A 21,326-nucleotide genomic window follows, 5' to 3' on the forward strand; every position below is an offset into this window, starting at 1 on the left:
TTGCCGCGCGGTTTTTTTATGCCTTGGGACGATACCGATAACGGGTTGGGTCCGGGCCAAACAGTTCCAGCATCAGCTCGTATTTTATGCGATTTGCGCTGACCTGACGGTAAAAGGCGATCAGAAAGGCGGTCGGACCCTGAATGCGGCTAAGCCCGCTGGTGGCGGCCACCACCGTGCCCACATCCGTTTTACCCTGTAACACCAGATAGCCCCCCAGCATCAGAACACCAACGGTTCCGGCGCCGTTAATCACGCTCAGCAGAAACTTGGCCGAAAGCTTCCACAGGAACATCCGTCGTCGCGTGTCATAGATGCCGTCAAACATGGCATTGATGTCCCGCTCGACGGCTTCGATATCCTCGGTCGTCAGCCTGTCTGTAGCGCTGCGCAATATATGGACGCGCTCCGCCACGAAGGTGTTCACTTTGCGCTGCGAGACCAGAACGATGATGATTTGCGGAACGATCATCGAAAACGCAATCAGCCCCAACCCGGGTTGCGTGGAAGAGATATAGCCGATCACGCTGATCAGCGTTCCGATCTGAACGACCGGATCTGAAAAGGCGCCGCCCGCGAATTTGCCCAACTCTTCAGCTTCGGCCGAAATGGCGGTGGTCATGGTGCCCTTGCGCAGGCCTTCGCTTGTATCCTTCAGGTCGGTCGAACGCCATAAAAGGCGTTGGCGGATCAACCGGATCATGTCTTCGCCCAAGGTTCCGGCGCGATAGCCCAGAACCCATTTCAAGGCGAGGCTCAGCAGGATGACCGCCATCATGCCAATGCCCAGTTGGATCAGCTTTTCAGTTCCGACATCATCAGCCGTCAGGTGGTTGACGATGTCACGTTGAAACTCAAGCGGCACAGCGGCGAGGCCCGCAATGGCAATGGACAGCAGGATGAGTATGATTTGCCGCCCGGCACTGGCTCGCCAGATCGCGGAATAAAGTCGAAACATGCAGGTATCCGGTTTGTCCTGTTTGCCCGCACTGTGGCAGCGCAGGGCAACAGGTTCAAACTTTTCGAATTATTCTGCCGCGTGGGTCGTGCCGATTTGGCAACAAGGCGGGCTCAGTCCCCCAGACGCACCGTGGCGTCGCCTGCCTGCATCTCACCGCTTGCCCGATCAAAGCGCAGATACGCAATCGCCTGATCCCCGGATTGCGTAAACAGGGTGCCGACAGGTTTGCCATTTGCCGTAATTTCGGTTCCAACCGGGGCCGAGCCTTGAACCAAGACACGCCGCAAACCTTTTCTGAGCTCGGTCTTGTGCTTCATGCGCGCGGTCACTTCCTGACCGACATAGCAGCCCTTTTTGAAGTCAACGCCATTCAGCGCTTCGAACCCGGATTCGAGGATATAACTGTCCGGGGTCAGTTCCGTGCCAGCTTCTGGAATACAGTGCCGGACACGCAGCGCATCCCAGTCGGACTCATCGTCACCTTCAGGAGCGGCAGAATAGCTGCGCCACCCCATGTCCGGGTGACGGGGGTCGGGCAGAGCGCCATCCGGCGCAGGGCCCGTGCCACGTTGCAAGTACAGATCTGCGCCTTCGATCGCCACATCAGCACGCAGTTTGTACATCGTCAGACGCCTGACCAGATCATCCGCGAGGTGCTCGGCCACATCCAGCAGCACGCCATCGCCATCGCGTTTCAGGAAGAAATCCGCCAGATACTTGCCTTGGGGTGTCAGCAATGCGGCGTAGACCAGCCCGGCGTTCAGGCCCTGAATGTCATTGGTGATCAGGTCCTGCAAAAAGTTTTCGGTGTCCGAGCCGGTCAGGCGCAATATGCGGCGGGTGGGCATGGCTTGGTCCTCGTCATTTCCTCAGACCTCGTGATATAGGAAGATCCGATGACAAGACCAGAGGTTATCAGACATGCCCGCCCCGATCTCGGTTGTGATTCCAACCTTTGATGCCGCCGACGCCCTGCCGACATGCCTTGAGGCATTGATGGAGGGGCTGCATGCCGGGCTGATCCGAGAGCTGATCATCAGCGACGCAGGATCAACCGACCACACCTTGGATATCGCGGAAGAGGCTGGTGCCGAGATTGTCACGGGCACACCATCACGCGGTGGACAGTTGCGCCGTGGATGTGCGCTGGCCAAAGGCGACTGGCTGCTGATCCTTCATGCGGACACAGTTCTGCAACAGGGATGGAGCGAGGCCGTGAGCGCCCATTTGCCTTCCAACGCGCCCGCCGCCTTTCGGTTGGCGTTTCGGGCACGCGGGGTCGCTCCGGCCTGGGTGGCTGGCTGGGCCAATCTGCGCAGCCGGGTGTTCGGACTGCCGTACGGAGATCAGGGGTTGCTGGTGCCACGTTCTGTTTATCAAGCGGCAGGGGAGTTTCCGGACCAACCCTTGATGGAAGATGTGGCGCTGGTGCGGGCTTTGCCGCGGATCACTATTTTGCGCACACGCGTTTTTACGAGCGCGGAGCGCTATGAGCGGGTGGGGTGGATTCGGCGCGGTGCGCGGAATCTATGGACGCTTCTGCGTTACTTTCTGGGGGCTGATCCACAGGCGCTGGCGCAGGCTTACCGGCGCTGAGTGTCGCGCGCAGTTCAACGAGGGATTTTCCCAGCCGGAACGGCGCAGCAAAACTGACAAGGCACAAGGCCACGATCTGCAATACCAGAATATGGGCATTGGCCTGTAGGTATTCCCATTCAGCCTTAAGCTTGCCGACTTGTTCGATCAGATCGTCATAGCTCTGCGCCAGGATCAGGTAATCTCCGGCAATCGCGGGCACCTTGCGGCGCATATTGTCGATGGCGGCCTGAGTTTTCTCATCCATAGAGGTGAAGACCAGAAATTGGTCGATGTCGAAGGCATCGGCCTTGGCTGCCATCCCGCGAATTTCTTCCATCTCATCCTTGGACTGTCGCCCGAACAGGAAATGCAGGCCTTGCAGGGGGGCGACCTCATTGGTGACGGCGATAAACAGAGGCAGTTCCGAGTTACTGGCGGTTGAGGCCGACAGGAATTCGACCTTGTCGCATAACACAGCTGTGTCCGGATCGTAGGCGGGGTCGCAGAACCGCAGGCGGAACCTTGCGGCGTCTCGGTCAAACGCCAGAGTCGCGGCGTAGGCCACATCGATCTGGCGGTCAAGCCGCGAGCTGTCGGAAGTATAAAGCCCCGCCAAAACGGCGATCAAAGCACCGAAGCCACCCAATACCACCCAGACCAAATCGGCCAGCTTCCATGCCCGATGCCCTGCCGGTTTACGAAACAGGAAGGCGGTGCCGACTGAACCCATCAGAAAAAACAGGATCAACAGGGGCAATTGGTTATCGGCTATGAAACTCATAAGCCCGATTTTAGGATCAACTGTGCGTCCTGCAACAGCGATCACGGGCTGTTGTATCATCTTACCACATTCCCATACTGGAAGCAGAACAGAGGGAGATTTCGATGACCAAAGAGATTGTTCTGATCCATGGGGCTTTTGCCGGACCCTGGTGCATGCAGGATTACGCGAGCTTTTTTCGCGATCGCGGTTGGACTGTGCATGCCCCGACCTTGCGTCACCACGGCGGGGATCCGAACGCGGATCCTGACCCCGAACTGACCGACACCAGTGTCATGGACTACACCAAGGACATTGCGGCCTTTGTGCAGGGTCTGGACAGCAAACCTGTCATTCTTGGGCACGCCATTGCAGGGGTCGTGGCGCAACAAGTGGCGTCACGGGGCCTGGCCAGTTCCATCGTTCTGATCAATCCGAATGCACCATGGGGCACTTTGCCGGAAACTGACGATGAACGGGCCGTGCCGCGCGCATTGATGGAGGGTGGGGCATTCTGGAAACAGCCCATGCGGGTCGAGTTTGACCTGATGGCGCCATTTGCACTCAATAAGATGGATGAGGCGCAACAGCACGAGGTGTTCAATCAACTGGGCGCTGAAAGCGGACGTGTGATGTTCGAGATGTTCTTTTGGATGTTCGACGATCATCACGCGATCAAGGTTGATTTCGATAAGGTGGATTGCCCCGTTCTGGTCGTTTCAGGCGCGGAAGACCGGGCGGTCAACCCCAATACCTGCCGCGCGCTGGCGGAACGCTATGGAGATCGCGGAACTTTTTTGCTGGTCGAGGATCATGCGCATTTCCTTTTCATGGAGCCAGATTGGGAAGGGCCTGCCGCTCAGATCGAAGACTGGCTGAACAAGCAGTCGCTTTGAAACCGGCTTGACATAAATCCACTTTTTGGCCGAGATCGCGTCAAGTGAATGGGGCCAACTACCCTTTTTGCGCGCACTGTTTCTGCGGGAAAGGTCCGGGCATGACCCTGTTCGTTGTCCTCATAATTCTTTCGGCTGCCTTGTTGCATGCGGTTTGGAATGCCATCGTGAAAACGGCGGCGGATCGCACCACGATGCTGGGTCTGGTTGCCTTTGGTCACGTGCTGCCCGCAACGGTCATGGTGATGGTTCTGCCGCTGCCAAACGCCGAGAGTTTTATCTACATCCTGCTCTCGACGGTCGTGCATTTCGGCTATTACTTCATGCTGGGCAAAGCTTATCAGCACGGTGATCTGAGCGTGGTATACCCCATCGCCCGCGGGATCGTTCCGGCGCTCGTTTCGCTCTGGGCGATGGTTCTGGTCGGAGAGGTGCTGCCCATTCAGGCCTGGGCCGGGATAGCACTGATTGGCATTGGCATTCAGCTCAGCAGCTGGAAAGCGCTACGCTCGGGTGTCGGGCGCAGTGCGCTGATGTTTGCGCTGGGCACCGGGTTCTGCATTTCGATCTATTCCGTCGTCGACGGGATCGGGGTTCGGTTGTCGGGCAATACGCTCAGCTATTGGGCGTGGGGCGCGTTTTTGCACCTGTTCATTGCCGGGTTTGTCGGAGTTCGGAAACGAGCAACCTTAATGGAATTGCCCGCCAAAATATGGATGACAGGCATTTTGGGCGGGCTGGTGTCCATGACGGCCTATGGTTTGGTGCTTTACGCCAAGAACTTCGCACCGCTCGGCGCGGTTTCGGCGCTGCGTGAAACCTCGGTCATCTTCGCCGCGCTGATCGGGTTCATTTTCCTCAAAGAAGGCAATTGGATACGACGGCTGGGTGCCGCCGTACTCATGGCTGCCGGAGTCGCATTGATCGGACTTGCCGTCTGATCGCGGTTGCAGCACTTAGTTATTGGTCGAGAACGTGCTCTGTGGTTTCCATTTTAGTGTACCGTCACTGTCGCGGTGGCAGCGCAGCAGGCGTTCCTGAACCGTGGTGATCGTCGAGGTGACGGTGTTGTCGCCGACCATCAGGACAAAGGCGTCCTCGGAATAGGCCATGCCATCATAATAGCAAAACCGGCTTTCGGCCCCGTCTGGAATGGGCGATGCAGTGCTGAGCATCTGCTGCGCCGGGGCTTGTGAGGCCAGCAGGGTCAGGGCAAGCCCGAAGGTTAGTGTTTTCATGTCGTCCTCCCGTCTTTCAAATCAGTGTTGGTAACAAGATACTGGACGCCCGGACCTCAATTCATTGTTGTTATGATGCGGTAAGTGTGAACGAGATCAAAGGTTTAGGCAACGAGAAAGTACCTCCGCCCTTTCCTGGCGGCCGGTCAAAGCCCAGGCGAAGACCTGTGCAAACCTGTTCTGTTGGTGCAAAGTTGCCCTTGCTTACCGGGACGCAGCTTCTGACCGCAGCTCTCTGAAATAGCTGATGGTGGATGCCAACCCTTCCTTCAGCTGCACTTTGGGTTCCCAGTTCAGCAGGGTCTGGGCCAGAGTGATGTCGGGCTGGCGTTGCTTGGGATCGTCCTGCGGCAGGTCCTTGAAACTGATCGGCGTGTCGGTGCCCACAAGCGCCTGCACTTCACTGGCCAGTTCGTTCATCGAGAACTCATTCGGGTTGCCAAGGTTGACGGGGCCGGTGACGCTCTTGTCGGTCTCCATTAGTCGAATGAACCCTTCGATCAGGTCATCCACATAACAGAAAGACCGGGTTTGTGTGCCGTCGCCAAAGATCGTTATCGGCTCACCCGTCAGGGCCTGCATGATGAAATTCGACACGACGCGCCCATCGGCAGGGTGCATTCTGGGGCCGTACGTGTTGAAGATGCGGGCCACCTTGATCTCCAACCCCATCTGACGGTGATAGTCGAAGAACAACGTCTCGGCGCAGCGCTTGCCCTCGTCATAGCACGAGCGCGGACCAACCGGGTTGACGTTGCCCCAATAATCTTCGGTCTGCGGATGGATGGTCGGATCGCCATAAACCTCAGAAGTTGAGGCCTGAAAGATCTTGCATTTCAGACGTTTCGCCAGACCCAGCATGTTGATCGCGCCATGCACGCTGGTCTTGGTCGTCTGCACCGGGTCGTGCTGGTAATGCACGGGCGAGGCCGGGCAGGCGAGGTTATAGATCTCGTCGACCTCCACAAACAGCGGGAAGGTCACGTCGTGGCGCATGAACTCGAAACGCGGATTGTTATGCAGATGGTCGATATTGCGCTTGGTGCCGGTGAACAGGTTGTCGACACACAGAACCTCATGCCCCTGATCCAGAAGCCGGTCGCACAGATGCGAGCCCAGAAACCCGGCCCCACCCGTTACGAGAACACGTTTTCGACTGTCATAAAGGCGGGCCATTGCAAATCCTTAATCGTTAAATCCAAGCCGACTTGTCACGGGGACACCGGGTCTTGGTTTGATTAGTAAACTGAAGGAATTTGAATTGCAGTAGATTTTGGTTTTTTGAGGGCGCGTGTGGTGTTGGTGTGTCTGTCATCTAGTCACAGCCTGATGAGAATATTCTTTTGAGAAATGGACAACCCTTGGTCGCGAATAAAATGTTCACTATCAAGTCCCCGATTGCCACACTGAATAAGCTTGTGCAGCAGTAGCTAACGCTATTGCCACGGTGATCCAGAACAGCATTCGGTTTTGCCGCACATTATCTTTATGACGACGTTCTTCTTGGGCGTAATCTGAAATAGTCACCAGTGCTTTAGCCGATAACTTGAAGTCGTGGCGTCCAACTTTCTCAAGGTCACCAGAGCTAGCAAGGGACTCAATCAATAAACGAAACCGTGCTGATATTTGATCATGCTTGGGGTGACCGTAGATTCTTTGACCAAAGTGGTCAGTTTCCAATTGAATTATGGATCGTTTCTTAGCTTCATACAGTATTGGCGCCCCATCTAGAGCTCGGTTGTAGTGCAATTCTACAATTTTCTTGAGCACTGCAATTCTATCATCGCGATGTCTCAGTGTCGCATTATACAGAGACTGAAAGAACTTTTCGTGTATCCACGCGCGTTCGGTAGAAAACGTCAATTCTCCGGCGATAAACTTCGACGTTGTTTCAAAGTCTTTACGAACATAACCGAAAAAACGTGTAATCTTTAGTTCCCATTCGGGTAACTCTTTGATTGGTATTTTTAGGTACTCAGAAAACTCGTCGTTTATCCAAAGCCGACCAACTATCGAGCATCCGGTTATCTCGTCCACCAACACAGATTGCTCTGTATCCTCGCGCCAAAGTGTGGGTACGTAGTAGTTGTTAGTGGAACTATAGGCAAATGGGGATGGTGCTCTTTTTTTAAGGCTGCGCCTAAGAGCTAGAAGGCGCGTCTTGCGCCTAAAGAAATCAAACATCCAACTCCTCCACAAACCGCGCGTTCTCCTGAATATACTGGAACCGCAGTTCGGGCTTCTTACCCATCAGACGCTCGACCAGGTCGCCGGTCTCGCCGGGTTCGTCCTCGTCGATGGTGACCCGGATCAGTTTGCGGGACGCCGGGTCCATCGTAGTCTCTTTCAGGTCCTTGGCGTCCATTTCACCCAGACCTTTGAAACGCGAGACGTCGATCTTGCCCTTGCCGCCCAGACCTTTCTCAAGCCATTCGTCCCGCTCAGCCTCGTCCAGGCAATAGACGCGTTTGGCGCCTTGGGTCAGGCGGTACAGAGGCGGGCAGGCGAGGTACAGGTGGCCTGCGTCAATCATAGGCCGCATCTGGGTGAAGAAGAACGTCATCAGCAGCGAGGCGATATGCGCCCCGTCCACATCCGCGTCGGTCATGATGATGACCTTGTCATAACGCAGGTCGTCGACATTGAACTTGGTGCCAAGGCCCACACCCAGTGCCTGTGTCAGGTCATTGATCTCGGCATTGGTGCCTAGCTTCGAACTGGCCGCGCCCAGCACGTTCAGGATCTTGCCGCGCAGGGGCAGCAGGGCCTGTGTTTTGCGGTCCCTGCCCATTTTTGCCGAACCGCCCGCAGAATCGCCTTCGACGATGAATAATTCCGTGCCGTCCCGTGTTGAACTACTACAGTCCACCAACTTGCCGGGGAGACGAAGTTTCTTAGTGGCGGACTTGCGTTGTGTTTCCTTCTCGGCCCGTCGGCGCAGACGTTCCTCAGCCCGCAGGATGAGGAAGTCCAGTATCGCGCCGGCGGATTTCGTATCCGCGGCCAGCCAGTTGTCGAAATGGTCACGGACCGAGTTTTCGACCAGCCGTTGCGCCTCGACCGTGGCCAGGCGGTCTTTGGTCTGGCCGACGAATTCCGGTTCGCGGATAAAGCACGACACCAGCGCACAGCCGCCGGTGATCAGGTCGTCGCGGGTGATCTGCGCGGCCTTCTTGTTGTTGATCAGTTCTCCGTACGCCTTGATCCCCTTGAGGATCGCCGCCCAGAACCCCGCCACATGGGTGCCGCCTTCGGGCGTGGGGACGGTGTTACAGTAGGACTGTATGAACCCGTCGCGCGAGGGCGTCCAGTTGATCGCCCATTCGACCTTGCCGGGGGTGCCGAATTTTTCGTTGAAGTCCACGGTGCCAGCGAAGGGTTGCTCAGCATAGGTGGACGAGCCGTTCATCGTTTCCTTGAGGTAATCCGACAGGCCGCCGGGGAAGTGGAAACTCGCCTCGGTCGGGGTTTCGCCGTCATCGATTGCGGATTTCCAGCGAATCTCAACACCCGAGAACAGATAGGCCTTGGAGCGGATGGATTTAAACAGCCGCGCAGGTTTGAACTTGTGATGGCCAAAGATGTCGGCATCGGCGTGGAAAGTCACCATAGTGCCGCGCCGGTTGGGGGCCGCGCCGACCTTTTCCACGGGGCCCAACGGAACACCGCGCGAGAACCGCTGTTCGAATAACGTTTTGTCGCGCGCCACCTGCACGACCATCGAATCCGACAGCGCGTTCACCACCGATGCACCCACACCGTGTAGACCGCCCGAGGTCTGATAGGCTTTGCCCGAGAACTTACCACCCGCGTGCAGGGTGCACAGGATCACCTCCAGCGCAGATTTGTCGGGGAACTTGGGGTGCGGATCGATCGGAATGCCGCGCCCGTTGTCGCGCACGGTCAGGGCGTAATCGGAGTGCAGCTCTACCTCGATCCGGTTGGCGTGGCCCGCGACCGCCTCGTCCATCGAGTTGTCGAGGATTTCGGCGACCATATGGTGCAGCGCACGCTCATCCGTGCCTCCGATATACATGCCGGGACGTTTGCGAACCGGTTCCAGACCCTCTAGCACCTCGATGGACGAGGCGTCATAGGTGGTGGTTGCTTCGGGCGTCAACAGATCGTCGGGCATGGGTGCTGCTCTTGTTTTTGAGTTTCCCCCATTATGGCAGGTGATGTGGTCCGGGGGAAGAGGGACGCGAGGTGTTGTGGATCGTCTGAGCGTCAAACGAACTCTCGTTGCCCTTGTAGCACCGAACGCCACGACCGGCAGAATTATGTAGCTTGTAACGCGTTGCTCTTGCAAAGCTCAGGCCTGCGATGAAGGTCCAAAAAAGTTTCCTGATCCTATTCGACGCGACCCGCAATGGATGGCTGCGCAGAGCCCAAAGTGTAAGGAAAGGCGCCCTGCACCTATCTGTTTTCCGCGAAACCTGACCTAACGCGCGTCGAAATCAACCTGGGTCTCGTCAAGGATTCGTGGCGCGGCACTTTTCAGATATCTTGGTTGAGGCTCATCAAGCGACACAATCGGCCGTTTCGGACCGGGTGATAGCCTCGGTGCGCCAAGTATCAAGGATCAACCGGTTTGAGATAACCCGAATGTACGTATCCGACATATCCAAGACGGGTTCTGACCCGCCACCATTCACCATCAACACCCAATCGCTCAACCACGGTTCTTTCTGGAAGGGCTCCTGTTTTCTTGCCCCCCGGTGATGCCCTGAAGTTCAGAACGTCTGGATGAACGCCGGACACGCGAAACTTGGGAAGCTTTTCGGCCTCGGACATGTCGTCCGCAGCTGAGACCCCGCCGTCCCCGAGCAGCGCGGCAACATTGGCGCGCATTTCATTGCCAATATCCCGATGTCCCCGAAGGTTAGAGTTGAACGACAAACGTGTAACATCCCATTTTCCGCTCTGTGGGATATTCAGGTTTGGCTCAACCTCCGCATGGGTCAACACCTTGGTGGGTGTGATGAGAATATCGTATCTCTCTGAAAGATCGGCGATGACTTCAAAGCTTTTGTTCCACTGCGTTGTGGTCATTGGAGCCGTTGAATCCTTGTAGTCTCTTTCTCGATTAACGCCTGCCATGCAGCACAACGAGACACCTATGGATGCACTGTTGGCCCCGGCAGTGTGACGCGCGTAGTCGCTTGGTAAGGGGCGGACGTTTTTGGCAATCGACTTGCCGCGCACAAGATCACCATTTCCTTCGATCAGTATGTGGTAGGATTTCTTGTCCGTTGAATTTGCTGAGTTACCGCCACCAGTCCAATGGAGATGTATCCTCTCCATTCTTACGTTTGGCATCCACGAAGTCGGAACAACTCTCGGCATTTGAATTCTCCTGATTAAAGTATTTTCGTTTGAATATCGTCTGATCTTATCAAAATGCCGGCCAATTCCAAAATCGGGTGCGGGTGGGATGGGTGCTGACAACTCCGCGACTTCATCAGAAACATTTCATCTCGCCACCTGTCCAAAGCGCTCTTAGTCTCAGGATGATAAGCGATCACGAGAACAGGAGCCCTGATGAGCTGGATCAAGACCATTCCCTTCGCTGAGGCCACGGGCAAGCTGAAGAAACTGTATGACCGGGTTACGGGCCCGGGTAATAACGTGGATAACATCATGATGGCGCATTCTTTGCGGCCGCATTCGATGGAAGGCCATATGGCAATCTACAAGGCAGTGCTGCATCACTCGGGCAACAAGGTACCAAAATGGTTTCTCGAGGTGCTGGGCGTGTGGGTCAGCTCGTTGAACAGGTGCGGATATTGCGTTGAGCATCATTTCGCAGGATTGCAGCGGTTGCTTGGGGACGAAGCGCGGGGTAATGCGATCCGGGCGGCGATTGAAACGCGCGATCCGGCTGCTGCTCCGCTGGACGCAGCGCAGGTGGCCGCGATGACCTACGCCCGAAAACTGACCGAGGCACCGGGGGATCTGATCGAAGCGGATGTGATGGCCCTGCGCGCGGCAGGGTGGGGCGATGGCGAAATCCTGGAGATCAACCAGGTCTGTTCCTATTTCTCTTATGCCAACCGGACAGTGCTGGGGCTTGGATGTTCAACCGTTGGGGATGAGTTGGGCTTATCGCCGAACAACTCTGACAACCCCGACGACTGGGGTCATCGATAAAGCCAGAGGCAAGTTACCTTTCTTTCAGCGTCGCCTCAATTGTCAGCACAGATCAGGGACCCATTCCAAAATGGCGTGGGCCACGTCCTGCGGTTTTTGATGATGCAACCAGTGGTCAGTACCGGGGATCACAACGCGTGTCAGATCCGGGGCGAACGCCTCCAAGCCATCCGTTGCTTCGGGCAAAAGCGCCCTGTCATCAGGTCCCCAGAGCAGCAGGTGCGGGCATTGGATGTGCAACCGGTCGAGTGGCAGATCGGGCAGGTCTGTCGCAGGTTTTCCGGGCTTGGCGACAACCAGTGGTGAGGCGCGATACCAGTTCAGCATCGCTTGCAACCGGCCGGGACGGGTCCATTCTACGCGGTATTCGGTCATGCGGCTTTCGGTCAGCCAATCCGACCCCATGCCATGACGAAAGAACTTTTCGAGCTGTGCAAAGTTGTTTTCGGAAAACTTTTGCCCTGCATCGGGTGCCCGCAACAGGTTGATGTATTGTGAGGCTTCTGATTGCGCGCCGCCCGCTGCCATGGCGCGTTGAAACGGAACTGGGTGTACGCCGTTTGCGATGATGAGTCGATCAACCAGATCAGGCTGGAACATGGCCAGCCCATAGGCAATAGATGCGCCCCAGTCGTGACCCAATACAGTGAACGGCGAACCATGGGAACGGATCAGCGCCGCCATGTCAGACACCAGTTGCGACAGGGCATAGTTCCGCACACCCTCGGGGCACCAGCTTTGGCCGTAACCCCGTTGGTCCGGGGCGATGCAAAAGAAACGATCCGCAAGGTGCGGGGCGAGATCGGTCCACGCACCGCCGTATTCGGGGAATCCATGCAACATCAAAAGTGGAGGTGCGTCGCGATCCCCCCATGTTCGGAGACAAAAGGTCTGGCCATTTAGCTCGACAAAAGACGTGTGCATTGGAACCACCGATCCGGCGCGGAATTTATGGGTTTTTGAGGCATCAATTTGACCCCAATCAAAGCGCATCCACGGCCATTCTGCTAGCCCGTTTCCAGGACAGTAGAAAAAGGAAAAAATGTATGGAAGCCATTGCTCCGGTCGAAATAAATTCCCCTCAGATCAAACCCGTACCAGCCATTGAGGTTGACCCCTCTACGCCCAGTCCCGAGAAAATCCGCCAGGCGTTTGAAAGCGGAAAATACCCCTATGGTCGCAAGATGGCACGGGCGACCTATGAGGCGCAGAAAGCAAAGCTGCAGGCAGAGCTATTGAAGGTTCAGTTGTGGGCGCAGGAAACAGGGCAGCGGTTTGTTCTGTTGTTCGAAGGGCGCGATGCCGCAGGCAAGGGTGGTACGATCAAACGGTTTATGGAGCATCTGAATCCGCGACAGGCTCGGGTCGTTGCTTTGAACAAACCCACCTGGGAAGAGAAGGGGCAGTGGTATTACCAGCGCTATGTGCAGGAACTGCCGACGGTTGGTGAAATGGTGTTCTATGACCGGTCCTGGTACAATCGCGCCGGTGTCGAGCGGGTGATGGGCTTCTGCTCGCCCAATGAATATCTTGAGTTCATGCGTCAGACGCCCGAATTGGAGCGTATGCTGGTCCGCTCGGGCATTCAGCTGTACAAGTATTGGTTCTCGGTCACGCAGGAAGAGCAGCAACGCCGTTTCAAAAGTCGCGAAACCGATCCTCTGAAACAGTGGAAGCTGTCACCCATCGACAAGGCCAGCCTCAGCAAATGGGATGATTATACCGAAGCGAAAGAGGCCATGTTTTTCTACACCGATACCGCGGACGCGCCCTGGACGATCATCAAGTCAAATGACAAGAAGCGCGCCCGCCTGAACTGTATGCGGCATTTCCTGTCGACATTGGATTACCCGGGTAAGGACCATGACATTGTTGGCGAACCCGATCCCCTGATCGTGGGGCAGGCGCATCACGTCATACACCGGTCCGAGCATATTCTGGGCGCGACGTTGCATCCGGACGCTCGTTAAACACCAGGGTGCCCGCTCTTTCGATGGAAGCGGGCGCCAAAGTATCACAATGAAATTTTATTGATCGGCTCTTGTCCCGCACCAAGCGCGCGCATATGGCTGGTGCAATGACAAAAGTGATGACATATCCGGCCCACTTTCGGGCTATTGCCGTGCTTGGTCTGCCGTTGATCGGAGGCCATCTGGCGCAGTTTGCGATCGGTTTGACCGATACGATCATGCTGGGCTGGTACGGGGTCGAAGCGCTGGCTGCGGTTACACTGGCCAGCAGCTATTACTTCGTGCTGTTTTTGTTCGGCGCGGGTTTTGGCTGGGCGGTCATGCCAATGGTCGCCACCGCAGCGGCGGAAGGAGACGAAACTAGCATACGCCGCTCGACTCGCATGGGGCTTTGGCTGTCGTTACTGTACGCTGCTGTGGTCATGCCATTGCTGTGGTGGTCCCACCCAATCCTGATCGCCATGAAGCAAGAACCGCAAGTCGCTGAAACTGCGTCAGAATATCTGCGCGTTGCGGGTTGGGGCTTGTTTCCAGCCCTGCTTGTTATGGTGTTGAAGTCTTATCTGGCTGCATTGGAGCGAACGCAGATCGTATTGTGGATCACGGTTGCGGCGGCACTTGTGAACGCAGTGACCAACTATGCGCTCATCTTCGGCAATTGGGGTGCGCCCGAACTGGGCGTGATGGGGGCAGCGATAGCCTCAATCGCAACGCAGGTCGTTTCGTTGGTTGCCGTTGTTATCTACGTGGTTCGGACTTTGCCAGAGCATAGCCTTTTCCAACGCTTCTGGCGCCCGGATTGGGAGATGTTCGCCAGCGTATGGAAGCTGGGCGTGCCTATCGGCCTGACCACTTTGGCCGAGGTGTCGTTGTTTGCGACATCAGCCGTGATGATGGGCTGGCTGGGTCAGGTTCCGCTGGCCGCGCATGGAATCGCGCTGAACCTCGCTTCGGCGACTTTTATGGTGCATCTGGGGTTGTCAAACGCCGCCACCATCAGGGCAGGCAACGCGCTGGGCCGCCGGGACAGGGCGCATCTTGAAAAAGGAGCAATTGCCGTGACGGGCATGTCGCTGGTCATGTCCGTTCTGACGATTATCCTGTTTCTGACCTGTGCCGAGCCGCTGATTTCATTGTTCATGGAGGCGGATGATCCGCAGCGCGGGCAAATCCTGGCTATCGGGGTCGGTTTGGTTGCCATGGCGGCGCTGTTTCAACTGGTTGATGGAGCGCAGGTCATTGCTCTGGGTCTGCTGCGTGGATTGCAAGACGCCAAAATTCCAATGGTCATTGCCGGTCTCAGCTATTGGGTCGTTGGTATTCCGGCGTCGTACTATTTTGGATTTGTCCGGCAGATGGACGGTATCGGCATATGGCTGGGGTTGGTTCTTGGCCTGGCCTTTGCAGCTGTTCTGCTGATGGCCCGGTTCTGGATGCACTCGGTGCGGCAGATGCAGGCACCGGCTGAACCTGCTTAACCTTTGCTCAACCGGTCTGCCTTTTTGCGCACCAGAACCGTGCGCAGGTCGTGCATCGCCATCAGCAACCGGTCGGTCACGTCCTCAAGCTGTTCGTCACTTGCCTTTGACTGCGCCCATTGTGCAGTCAGGTTCAGGTGGTCGACGGCGCGATGTATGTCGTCGATGTCGCGCTGGGCCAGCAGGGCTCGGCGCTCTTCCATCCATTTGGCGATCTCTGCCTGATCCCGCTCGGACAAAGCCCGTTGCCCGTGCGGCTTGACCTCGCCATTTCGGATGTTGATGACGGCAATCTGATCCATCTCGATCCGGCGTTGGCGGTTTTCCGTATCGATCCGAAACACCGCAGCCCCGTTTTCACGAACGCGAAAGTAGTATTCGGGAAGATCGGCGGACATGTTTACCTCAGAGCTGCACAAAAACGCTGTATACGACTGCAGGCCTCGGTCAGTGCCGCATCGGACGTAGCATAGCTGACACGGAAATTCGGCGAAAGGCCAAAGGCTGCGCCAAACACGACGGCAACATCCGCCTCTTCCAGCAGGGCAGTGGCAAAGGCCTCATCATTTTCGATGACGGTTCCGGCAGGTGTCGTTTTGCCGATCAGCCCGGCGATTGAGGGGTATACGTAAAACGCGCCCTCAGGTGTCGGGCAGGTGATGCCGTCGATCTCGCTCAGCATCCGTACCACCAGATTGCGGCGCCGTTTGAAAGTCTCATTGTTTGGGGCCAGAAACGCCTGCGTTCCATTCAATGCTTCAACCGCCGCCCATTGGCTGACCGAGCACGGGTTCGAGGTTGATTGTGACTGGATCTTTCGCATCGCTGCAATGATTTCGACCGGACCGGCCGCGTAACCGATGCGCCAACCGGTCATGGCGTAGGCTTTCGAAACCCCGTTGCAAGTGAGCGTCCGGTTATAAAGTCCGGGTTCAACTTCGGCAGGGGTGCAGAATTCGAAGCCGTCGTAAGCCAGGTGTTCGTACATATCGTCCGACATGATCCAGACATGCGGATGGCGCATCAGAACATCCGTCAGCGCCTTCAGCTCATCCCGACTATATCCCGCGCCAGTTGGGTTCGAGGGCGAGTTGAAGATGAACCATTTTGTCTTTGGCGTGATTGCGGCTTCCAGTTGTTCTGCCGTCAGCTTAAAGCTGTTCTCCAGCGTCGTCTCAACGACAACCGGCGTTCCGCCGGCCAGCAAGACCATGTCAGGGTAACTCACCCAGTACGGCGCGGGGATGACCACCTCGTCGCCGTCATTCATCGTCGCCATCAGCGCGTTGTACAGCGTTTGCTTGCCGCCGGTTCCGACCGAGATCTGAGCAGGCGTGTAATCAAGCCCGTGATCGCGCTTCATCTTGGCGCACGCTGCTTGTTTCAATTCGGGAATGCCGTCAGGCGCAGTGTACTTCGTTTTACCTGCCGCAATGGCTGCAACAGCGGCGTCCTTGATGTTCTGAGGCGTGTCAAAATCCGGCTCACCTGCGCTCAGGCCGATGACATCGCGCCCGGCGGCTTTAAGTTCGGCTGCCTTGGCTGTCATAGCGATGGTGGGCGAAGGTTTAACGCGTGACAGTGTCGCAGACAGGAAACTCATGGTGGGCCTCGGTTTGTATGTTCAACCCGTCTGTCATAGGGTGCGCCCGAGTGACGTTCAAGCCGCTTAAACAACGTGAATTGGAGACCCGAATGAACGATGAAAACGACTGGTATGGTCCGGATTCTGCAACATTTGGGGATCGCCTGGCCGGAGCGCGCGAAGCGGCGGGAATGACACAGACTCAGTTGGCGCGACGGCTTGGGGTCAAGAAGGCAACGATTGTCGATTGGGAAAACGATCTGTCCGAACCGCGCGCGAACCGGTTGTCGATGATGGCGGGCATGATCAATGTCTCGATCATGTGGCTGTTGACCGGAGAAGGTGAAGGCAGGGACGCGCCGGTGGAAGAGGGCGAAGGCGGTATGGAGCTGTCAACCGCCGTGGCCGAACTGCGCGCTATTCGTGGCGAGATGCGGGCCTGTTTAGAACGCGCCGCGCGGCTGGAGAAGAAGATGCGTCTGATGCTGGAGCAGAAGAATTGAGCGAACCCCGGGATGTGCGCATCAAGCGTATGAAGATGCGATCGATGCGGCGCGGGATCAAAGAGATGGACATTATCCTGTCCGCCTATGCGGATCGTAATCTGGCCGACATGGACGAGGCCGGGTTGGATGTCTATGACGCGCTGCTGCACGAAAATGATCAGGATCTGTATCAATGGGTCACCGGTCAGGTGCAACCGCCGGCGCAGTTTACCAGTTTGATCTCGGACATCGCGCAAACGTTTCAAAAGTAATGAAAAATCCGGCTTAACCGATTTTTCGGATTTTCGGTTCATCGTGTCTGAAACAGCACGACTGAATCGGAGGGTCGGATGAGTATGGAAATGCAGGTCTCCGGGCTGGGGGCCAAAGGGTTCATGACCAGCTACCTTGAGGCGCTGGCTCTTGTGGAGCGGCTGCACCGGTTGCTGCTGGACGTCATCAAAGACGAATTTGAACGCGTTGGTGTATTGGAGATTAATGCGGTGCAGGCGCTACTGCTGTTCAATATCGGCGATCACGAAGTTACGGCAGGTGAGTTGAAAAGCCGTGGCTACTATCAAGGCAGCAATGTCAGCTACAACCTCAAGAAACTGGTCGAGATGGGGTATATGCACCATCAGCGGTGCGAAATTGATCGCCGCTCGGTGCGCGTGCGCCTGACACCGCGCGGCAGGGAAATCCGTGATATCGTGTCCGATCTGTTTGCGCGTCATGCCGAAGGATTGCAGGGCAGAGGCGTGCTGGAACTGGAAGGTATCGACGACATCACCACGTCGCTGCGCCGCGTCGAACGGTATTGGACGGATCAGATCAGGTATATCTATTGATCAGGGGCGTGCGTCGGACAGCACAAGGCTGTCCAGTTCGCGGATCAGTTTGCGTGTCATGGCGTCTTCAAACGCCTCAAATCCCAGCGCGACCTCTACAAATGCGTTGGGCCCAAAAATGACCCAGGCCGAGTAATAGGCAGAGAGCTCGCCAACCTGGACATGTCGAAGATCACCGGCACTCGGGTCGTCCGCGCCGATCACAAGGCCATTGATTAAAATGCCTTCACGTCGCAATGCCGTTTTTACGTCTTTGGGATGCGGGCCGAGGTTATGTTTGCCATCTCCGGAAAGGTCCAGAGTGCGGCGCCAGCACGCCCCTTGCTGACCAAGCAAGTCCGCGCCAAATGCCATGGCAGATCCCAAGGCTGTTCCCTGTGGAGCGGTGCTGCGCGATGTCTGGATCAAACTGTGGCTGATCGCATCCAGATCGGTGGCAGCCTGTATCTCAGTCCAATTCAGCAGCATCCGTTCGTGCCCGGGTTCGCTCCATTCAAATATCGCCAGACGCACGGACGCAGTCCCGTCGGATTGCATCAACCGGCTGACCTCAGGGTGGCGCAATGCCGAGGCCAGACCCTCCAGTTGCAGCCGGTATTCCTGCGCATCGACTGAGCCTGACACATCCAGTCCCAGAGCCAGTGCTTGACGGCACTGTGCTGATGCCGACCCGGATATCACGCACAAGAGCGCAGCAATCAAACGGACCATCATGGGGCGTTTTTCCGCAGCGCGCCAATTTGCAGGCCGCTCAGTTCCCGCTTCAGCTTCTTTCGCATAGCGCGTTCGAAATCGTCAAACCCCTGGGCGACTTCCAAAAAGGCACCGGGGCCGTGCAGGACGTTGTTTTCAAAGAAGGGTATTAAAAACAGCTCGCCTTCAAAGTCGGCTGCGTTGATCACCAGCCCATTGACCACGATTTCCCGGGGAAAGTACCGCGTGTAGGCGATCTGCGGTCCGTATCCGTCGTTGTTGGTCCCATCCCCTGACAGATCGATGGTATGAAACAGACACTCCGGCGCACTTTGCATCAACTTGGCGCCAAATCGCAGCGCGTGCCCCATTGCTGTGGCCGAGCCTTCGTTGGACCGGGTCGACTGGCTGATCCGGGCTGCGGCAGCCAGCAAGTCACCTTGGTTTTCAATCAGACGCCAATTCATGAGGATGTGCTGAGTGGATCGACCACTCCATTCATACACAGCCAAAGCAACGGGCATCGGAGAAGAAAAGAAGGCTTCCTGAACCTCCGGCGCCAACAGAGCCGCCGCCAGACCCTGTCGTTGCAGCGCGTCTTCGGCATCATCGACCGAAACGGAAATATCCATCGCCAGCGCCAGGGCCAGACGACACGGCTCAGCCCTGATCGGGTTGGCCAATACGGCCAGCCCCAATGCTATGATCCACCGGATCACCAGTGGCCGGTGCTCTCCATACTGGCCCAGGGCTCGGCCGGTTCCAGCGCATTGCCGTTCTGCAGAAGCTCGACTGAGATGTTGTCGGGGGAGCGCACAAAGGCCATACGACCGTCCCGCGGAGGGCGGTTGATGGTGATGCCATTGTCCTGCAGGTGCTGGCAGACCTCGTATATGTTATCTACACCGTAAGCGAGGTGGCCAAAATGACGGCTGTCGCTGGGAAGTTTATCATCGCCATCCCAGTTATATGTCAGCTCAATCGGTGCGTCCTCCTGTCCCGGAGGAGCCATGAAGATCAATGAAAAGCGTCCAGCCTCACTGTCATACCGGCGGGTTTCCTTCAGGCCCAAAAGTTCAAAAAACTCCATGGATTTTTCCAGATCCTTTACGCGGATCATGGTGTGAAGATATGTCAGCGCCATTTTGGCCATCCTTTTTCGACTCAGTTTGCCAAGAGCTTAGCGCGCCGACTTAGCGTGTCGATAGCACCAAGTCGCACAAATCGCGTTTTACGCGGGTTGCGGCATATATCGCGGTTCCGGTGTTACGATTGTCGAGATATAGTAGGGGGCGACTCATTGCCAGAAAGGAAAATTTGATGCCGCTGTCCGCTGACCAACAGGCCGAGATCGAAGCGCAACGTGCGCAATCGCATCCAACACGTCGCGTCGTTTCAGCGGGAATGGAAGATCACCTGTATACCGCGCATCAGGTTCTGGACCACGGCTTTGTCCGCGTGATCGATTATATGGGCGACGACGCCGCGATTTGTCAGGCCGCCCGTGTGTCTTACGGCAAAGGCACCAAATCGGTTCAGAATGACGAAGGGCTGATCAGGTATCTGATGCGGCACTGGCATTCGACCCCGTTCGAGATGTGCGAAGTAAAACTGCATGTGAAACTGCCGGTCTTTGTGGCGCGCCAGTGGATCCGGCATCGGACGGCAAACGTGAACGAGTATTCGGCGCGTTACTCAATATTGGACCGAGAGTTCTATATTCCCGCGCCAGATCACGTCGCTGCTCAATCCGAGGTAAATAACCAGGGCCGCGGTGCGGCTCTGGAAGGGGAAGAGGCAGCGCGGGTTCTGGAAATCCTCAAGGCGGACAGCACCCGGTGCTACGACAATTACGAATCGATGATCAGCCAGGATGGGCAGCAGGGACTAGCGCGCGAGCTGGCGCGGATGAACCTGCCTGCAAACATTTACACGCAATGGTATTGGAAGGTGGATTTGCACAACCTGTTTCATTTCCTGCGCCTGCGCGCTGACCCTCATGCGCAGTACGAAATCCGCGTCTATGCGGATGCGATGTGCAGGATTGCCGCCGATTGGGTGCCGTTTGCCTACAAGGCTTTCGAAGATTACAGGCTTGGCGCGGTCAACCTGTCCGCTCAGATGGTCGAAAGCCTTCGGAACATGCTGGCAGGGCAGGAGGTCACGCAGGAAAGCTCGGGTATGACGGCCCGGGAATGGCGCGAATTCGAAGAGATTATCCGGAAATAGAAGTTAAAACCGCATAGCTTTTGTCTATACGCATTGTCATGGAATCGTTACATTGGTTCCATGGCTTATCTAACAAAGCTAGTGATCGCATCTCTGATTTCCGGCCTTGCGCTACCTGTGCAGGCCAAGTCGCCTATAGCCGAGGTGTTGTGCGAACCGACGCCGCAACTGCATCAAAAGCTTGAACGGCAGTTCGGGGCGGAGCGTGTGGCAACAGGTGTTCGCGGGCCAGAGCAAATTATGGAAGTCTGGACAAGTCGGCATGGCGATTGGACCATGGTCGTGACCTACGCATCCGGGACATCCTGCATCGTGGCGATGGGCGAACATTGGCAAAGCCGCGCAGACGCTAAACCCGCGCGAGGATAATGGAACAAAACCGGTGGGGGATGGGTGACGGCCGGAAATTGGCCGTCCTCCTTAATTTCATCATCCCGCACTTGGCGGGCATGTTG

24 protein-coding genes and 1 pseudogene are annotated in these 21,326 nt (G+C 56.6%); 11 read left to right on the top strand and 14 right to left on the bottom strand.

Annotated features, from left to right (window positions below; all coding sequences use genetic code 11):
* Positions 1 to 16 precede the first annotated feature (16 nt).
* Both ACR0LF_RS17990 and ygfZ read right to left on the bottom strand, forming a co-directional pair.
* Complete coding sequence (locus ACR0LF_RS17990) at positions 17 to 958, bottom strand: ABC transporter transmembrane domain-containing protein (protein WP_480573030.1); 942 nt, start codon at positions 956 to 958, stop codon at positions 17 to 19.
* Between the two features lie 113 nt (positions 959 to 1,071).
* Positions 1,072 to 1,809, bottom strand: coding sequence for a CAF17-like 4Fe-4S cluster assembly/insertion protein YgfZ (ygfZ, locus tag ACR0LF_RS17995; RefSeq protein ID WP_480573033.1), 738 nt, complete (start codon positions 1,807 to 1,809; stop codon positions 1,072 to 1,074).
* Between the two features lie 73 nt (positions 1,810 to 1,882).
* Between ygfZ and ACR0LF_RS18000 the strand changes: the two genes are divergently transcribed.
* The gene (locus tag ACR0LF_RS18000) at positions 1,883 to 2,557 is read left to right on the top strand and encodes a TIGR04283 family arsenosugar biosynthesis glycosyltransferase (RefSeq protein WP_480573036.1); all 675 of its coding nucleotides are present in this window, start codon (positions 1,883 to 1,885) and stop codon (positions 2,555 to 2,557) included.
* 7 nt (positions 2,558 to 2,564) lie between these two features.
* Here the strand turns inward: ACR0LF_RS18000 and ACR0LF_RS18005 are convergent.
* Positions 2,565 to 3,320 (bottom strand): annotated as a pseudogene (locus ACR0LF_RS18005) (hypothetical protein); the annotation flags it as partial.
* 104 nt (positions 3,321 to 3,424) lie between these two features.
* Here ACR0LF_RS18005 and ACR0LF_RS18010 point away from each other — a divergent pair.
* Positions 3,425 to 4,195: an alpha/beta hydrolase gene (locus ACR0LF_RS18010; RefSeq protein WP_480573039.1), complete on the top strand. Its 771-nt coding sequence runs from the start codon at positions 3,425 to 3,427 to the stop codon at positions 4,193 to 4,195.
* Between the two features lie 101 nt (positions 4,196 to 4,296).
* Positions 4,297 to 5,136: an EamA family transporter gene (locus ACR0LF_RS18015; RefSeq protein ID WP_480573042.1), complete on the top strand. Its 840-nt coding sequence runs from the start codon at positions 4,297 to 4,299 to the stop codon at positions 5,134 to 5,136.
* Positions 5,137 to 5,151: 15 nt separating this feature from the next.
* On the opposite strand, the gene ACR0LF_RS18020 is transcribed toward ACR0LF_RS18015, so the two are convergent.
* The 5 genes from ACR0LF_RS18020 to ACR0LF_RS18040 all read right to left on the bottom strand — a co-directional run bounded on the left by ACR0LF_RS18020 (position 5,152) and on the right by ACR0LF_RS18040 (position 10,881).
* On the bottom strand, positions 5,152 to 5,433 hold the full coding sequence (locus ACR0LF_RS18020; protein ID WP_480573045.1) for a DUF1496 domain-containing protein: 282 nt from the start codon (positions 5,431 to 5,433) through the stop codon (positions 5,152 to 5,154).
* Between the two features lie 204 nt (positions 5,434 to 5,637).
* Complete coding sequence (locus tag ACR0LF_RS18025) at positions 5,638 to 6,609, bottom strand: UDP-glucuronic acid decarboxylase family protein (RefSeq protein ID WP_480573048.1); 972 nt, start codon at positions 6,607 to 6,609, stop codon at positions 5,638 to 5,640.
* Positions 6,610 to 6,819: 210 nt separating this feature from the next.
* Entirely contained in the window at positions 6,820 to 7,617 is a 798-nt protein-coding gene (locus tag ACR0LF_RS18030) for a hypothetical protein (protein ID WP_480573050.1), read from the bottom strand.
* On the bottom strand, positions 7,610 to 9,568 hold the full coding sequence (gene parE / locus ACR0LF_RS18035) for a DNA topoisomerase IV subunit B (protein ID WP_480573053.1): 1,959 nt from the start codon (positions 9,566 to 9,568) through the stop codon (positions 7,610 to 7,612). The genes ACR0LF_RS18030 and parE overlap by 8 nt, the downstream gene beginning before the upstream one ends.
* Before the next feature lie 440 nt (positions 9,569 to 10,008).
* Positions 10,009 to 10,881 (bottom strand): N-acetylmuramoyl-L-alanine amidase, encoded by an 873-nt coding sequence (locus tag ACR0LF_RS18040; RefSeq protein WP_480573056.1) that lies wholly within the window; start codon positions 10,879 to 10,881, stop codon positions 10,009 to 10,011.
* Between the two features lie 93 nt (positions 10,882 to 10,974).
* Between ACR0LF_RS18040 and ACR0LF_RS18045 the strand changes: the two genes are divergently transcribed.
* Positions 10,975 to 11,583, top strand: a complete 609-nt coding sequence (locus ACR0LF_RS18045) for a carboxymuconolactone decarboxylase family protein (RefSeq protein WP_480573059.1) — start codon at positions 10,975 to 10,977, stop codon at positions 11,581 to 11,583.
* A 42-nt stretch (positions 11,584 to 11,625) separates the two neighbouring features.
* Here ACR0LF_RS18045 and ACR0LF_RS18050 read toward each other — a convergent pair whose 3' ends face one another.
* Positions 11,626 to 12,507: an alpha/beta fold hydrolase gene (locus ACR0LF_RS18050; RefSeq protein WP_480573062.1), complete on the bottom strand. Its 882-nt coding sequence runs from the start codon at positions 12,505 to 12,507 to the stop codon at positions 11,626 to 11,628.
* Positions 12,508 to 12,629: 122 nt separating this feature from the next.
* Between ACR0LF_RS18050 and ppk2 the strand changes: the two genes are divergently transcribed.
* Together ppk2 and ACR0LF_RS18060 are read left to right on the top strand one after the other, a co-directional pair.
* Positions 12,630 to 13,553, top strand: coding sequence for a polyphosphate kinase 2 (gene ppk2, locus ACR0LF_RS18055; protein ID WP_480573065.1), 924 nt, complete (start codon positions 12,630 to 12,632; stop codon positions 13,551 to 13,553).
* 119 nt (positions 13,554 to 13,672) lie between these two features.
* Complete coding sequence (locus ACR0LF_RS18060) at positions 13,673 to 15,031, top strand: MATE family efflux transporter (protein ID WP_480856444.1); 1,359 nt, start codon at positions 13,673 to 13,675, stop codon at positions 15,029 to 15,031.
* On the opposite strand, the gene ACR0LF_RS18065 is transcribed toward ACR0LF_RS18060, so the two are convergent.
* On the bottom strand, positions 15,028 to 15,429 hold the full coding sequence (locus tag ACR0LF_RS18065) for a hypothetical protein (protein WP_480573068.1): 402 nt from the start codon (positions 15,427 to 15,429) through the stop codon (positions 15,028 to 15,030). The genes ACR0LF_RS18060 and ACR0LF_RS18065 overlap by 4 nt on opposite strands.
* 2 nt (positions 15,430 to 15,431) lie before the next feature.
* Positions 15,432 to 16,634 carry a pyridoxal phosphate-dependent aminotransferase gene (locus tag ACR0LF_RS18070; protein WP_480573071.1) on the bottom strand — a complete coding sequence of 401 codons (1,203 nt, stop codon included), beginning with the start codon at positions 16,632 to 16,634 and terminating at the stop codon, positions 15,432 to 15,434.
* A 92-nt stretch (positions 16,635 to 16,726) separates the two neighbouring features.
* On the opposite strand from ACR0LF_RS18070, the gene ACR0LF_RS18075 reads away from it, so the two are divergent.
* The 3 genes from ACR0LF_RS18075 to ACR0LF_RS18085 all read left to right on the top strand — a co-directional run bounded on the left by ACR0LF_RS18075 (position 16,727) and on the right by ACR0LF_RS18085 (position 17,949).
* Positions 16,727 to 17,119 carry a helix-turn-helix domain-containing protein gene (locus tag ACR0LF_RS18075; RefSeq protein WP_480573075.1) on the top strand — a complete coding sequence of 131 codons (393 nt, stop codon included), beginning with the start codon at positions 16,727 to 16,729 and terminating at the stop codon, positions 17,117 to 17,119.
* Between the two features lie 29 nt (positions 17,120 to 17,148).
* The gene (locus tag ACR0LF_RS18080) at positions 17,149 to 17,373 is read left to right on the top strand and encodes a succinate dehydrogenase assembly factor 2 (protein WP_480576102.1); all 225 of its coding nucleotides are present in this window, start codon (positions 17,149 to 17,151) and stop codon (positions 17,371 to 17,373) included.
* Between the two features lie 78 nt (positions 17,374 to 17,451).
* Positions 17,452 to 17,949, top strand: coding sequence for a MarR family winged helix-turn-helix transcriptional regulator (locus ACR0LF_RS18085; RefSeq protein WP_480573078.1), 498 nt, complete (start codon positions 17,452 to 17,454; stop codon positions 17,947 to 17,949).
* Here the strand turns inward: ACR0LF_RS18085 and ACR0LF_RS18090 are convergent, their stop codons facing one another.
* The 3 genes from ACR0LF_RS18090 to ACR0LF_RS18100 are packed head-to-tail and all read right to left on the bottom strand — an operon-like array spanning position 17,950 to position 19,786.
* Complete coding sequence (locus ACR0LF_RS18090; RefSeq protein WP_480856445.1) at positions 17,950 to 18,663, bottom strand: DUF1194 domain-containing protein; 714 nt, start codon at positions 18,661 to 18,663, stop codon at positions 17,950 to 17,952.
* Positions 18,660 to 19,361, bottom strand: a complete 702-nt coding sequence (locus ACR0LF_RS18095; protein ID WP_480573084.1) for a DUF1194 domain-containing protein — start codon at positions 19,359 to 19,361, stop codon at positions 18,660 to 18,662. Before ACR0LF_RS18095 ends, ACR0LF_RS18090 begins: the two co-directional genes overlap by 4 nt.
* Entirely contained in the window at positions 19,358 to 19,786 is a 429-nt protein-coding gene (locus ACR0LF_RS18100) for a VOC family protein (RefSeq protein ID WP_480573087.1), read from the bottom strand. Before ACR0LF_RS18100 ends, ACR0LF_RS18095 begins: the two co-directional genes overlap by 4 nt.
* A 176-nt stretch (positions 19,787 to 19,962) precedes the next feature.
* Between ACR0LF_RS18100 and thyX the strand changes: the two genes are divergently transcribed.
* A complete protein-coding gene (gene thyX, locus ACR0LF_RS18105) occupies positions 19,963 to 20,871 on the top strand; it encodes an FAD-dependent thymidylate synthase (RefSeq protein WP_480573090.1) in 909 nt (302 codons plus the stop codon).
* 60 nt (positions 20,872 to 20,931) lie between these two features.
* The gene (locus ACR0LF_RS18110) at positions 20,932 to 21,240 is read left to right on the top strand and encodes a hypothetical protein (protein ID WP_480573093.1); all 309 of its coding nucleotides are present in this window, start codon (positions 20,932 to 20,934) and stop codon (positions 21,238 to 21,240) included.
* The last annotated feature ends 86 nt before the right edge of the window (positions 21,241 to 21,326 follow it).

This window comes from Ruegeria sp. E8 (genome assembly GCF_056533985.1).

Excerpts from the sequence above, each read along its gene's own strand:
- ACR0LF_RS18085 (WP_480573078.1), top strand. The coding sequence starts at position 17,452 with ATGAGTATGGAAATGCAGGTCTCCGGGCTGGGGGCCAAAGGGTTCATG.
- thyX (WP_480573090.1), top strand. The coding sequence starts at position 19,963 with ATGCCGCTGTCCGCTGACCAACAGGCCGAGATCGAAGCGCAACGTGCG.
- ACR0LF_RS18090 (WP_480856445.1), bottom strand. The coding sequence starts at position 18,663 with ATGATGGTCCGTTTGATTGCTGCGCTCTTGTGCGTGATATCCGGGTCG.
- ACR0LF_RS18050 (WP_480573062.1), bottom strand. The coding sequence starts at position 12,507 with ATGCACACGTCTTTTGTCGAGCTAAATGGCCAGACCTTTTGTCTCCGA.
- ACR0LF_RS18030 (WP_480573050.1), bottom strand. The coding sequence starts at position 7,617 with ATGTTTGATTTCTTTAGGCGCAAGACGCGCCTTCTAGCTCTTAGGCGC.
- ACR0LF_RS18020 (WP_480573045.1), bottom strand. The coding sequence starts at position 5,433 with ATGAAAACACTAACCTTCGGGCTTGCCCTGACCCTGCTGGCCTCACAA.
- ACR0LF_RS18100 (WP_480573087.1), bottom strand. The coding sequence starts at position 19,786 with ATGGCGCTGACATATCTTCACACCATGATCCGCGTAAAGGATCTGGAA.
- ACR0LF_RS18025 (WP_480573048.1), bottom strand. The coding sequence starts at position 6,609 with ATGGCCCGCCTTTATGACAGTCGAAAACGTGTTCTCGTAACGGGTGGG.
- ACR0LF_RS18060 (WP_480856444.1), top strand. The coding sequence starts at position 13,673 with ATGACATATCCGGCCCACTTTCGGGCTATTGCCGTGCTTGGTCTGCCG.
- ACR0LF_RS18045 (WP_480573059.1), top strand. The coding sequence starts at position 10,975 with ATGAGCTGGATCAAGACCATTCCCTTCGCTGAGGCCACGGGCAAGCTG.
- ACR0LF_RS17990 (WP_480573030.1), bottom strand. The coding sequence starts at position 958 with ATGTTTCGACTTTATTCCGCGATCTGGCGAGCCAGTGCCGGGCGGCAA.
- ppk2 (WP_480573065.1), top strand. The coding sequence starts at position 12,630 with ATGGAAGCCATTGCTCCGGTCGAAATAAATTCCCCTCAGATCAAACCC.
- ACR0LF_RS18075 (WP_480573075.1), top strand. The coding sequence starts at position 16,727 with ATGAACGATGAAAACGACTGGTATGGTCCGGATTCTGCAACATTTGGG.
- ACR0LF_RS18070 (WP_480573071.1), bottom strand. The coding sequence starts at position 16,634 with ATGAGTTTCCTGTCTGCGACACTGTCACGCGTTAAACCTTCGCCCACC.
- ACR0LF_RS18110 (WP_480573093.1), top strand. The coding sequence starts at position 20,932 with ATGGCTTATCTAACAAAGCTAGTGATCGCATCTCTGATTTCCGGCCTT.
- ygfZ (WP_480573033.1), bottom strand. The coding sequence starts at position 1,809 with ATGCCCACCCGCCGCATATTGCGCCTGACCGGCTCGGACACCGAAAAC.
- ACR0LF_RS18065 (WP_480573068.1), bottom strand. The coding sequence starts at position 15,429 with ATGTCCGCCGATCTTCCCGAATACTACTTTCGCGTTCGTGAAAACGGG.
- ACR0LF_RS18080 (WP_480576102.1), top strand. The coding sequence starts at position 17,149 with ATGAAGATGCGATCGATGCGGCGCGGGATCAAAGAGATGGACATTATC.
- ACR0LF_RS18015 (WP_480573042.1), top strand. The coding sequence starts at position 4,297 with ATGACCCTGTTCGTTGTCCTCATAATTCTTTCGGCTGCCTTGTTGCAT.
- ACR0LF_RS18010 (WP_480573039.1), top strand. The coding sequence starts at position 3,425 with ATGACCAAAGAGATTGTTCTGATCCATGGGGCTTTTGCCGGACCCTGG.
- ACR0LF_RS18000 (WP_480573036.1), top strand. The coding sequence starts at position 1,883 with ATGCCCGCCCCGATCTCGGTTGTGATTCCAACCTTTGATGCCGCCGAC.
- parE (WP_480573053.1), bottom strand. The coding sequence starts at position 9,568 with ATGCCCGACGATCTGTTGACGCCCGAAGCAACCACCACCTATGACGCC.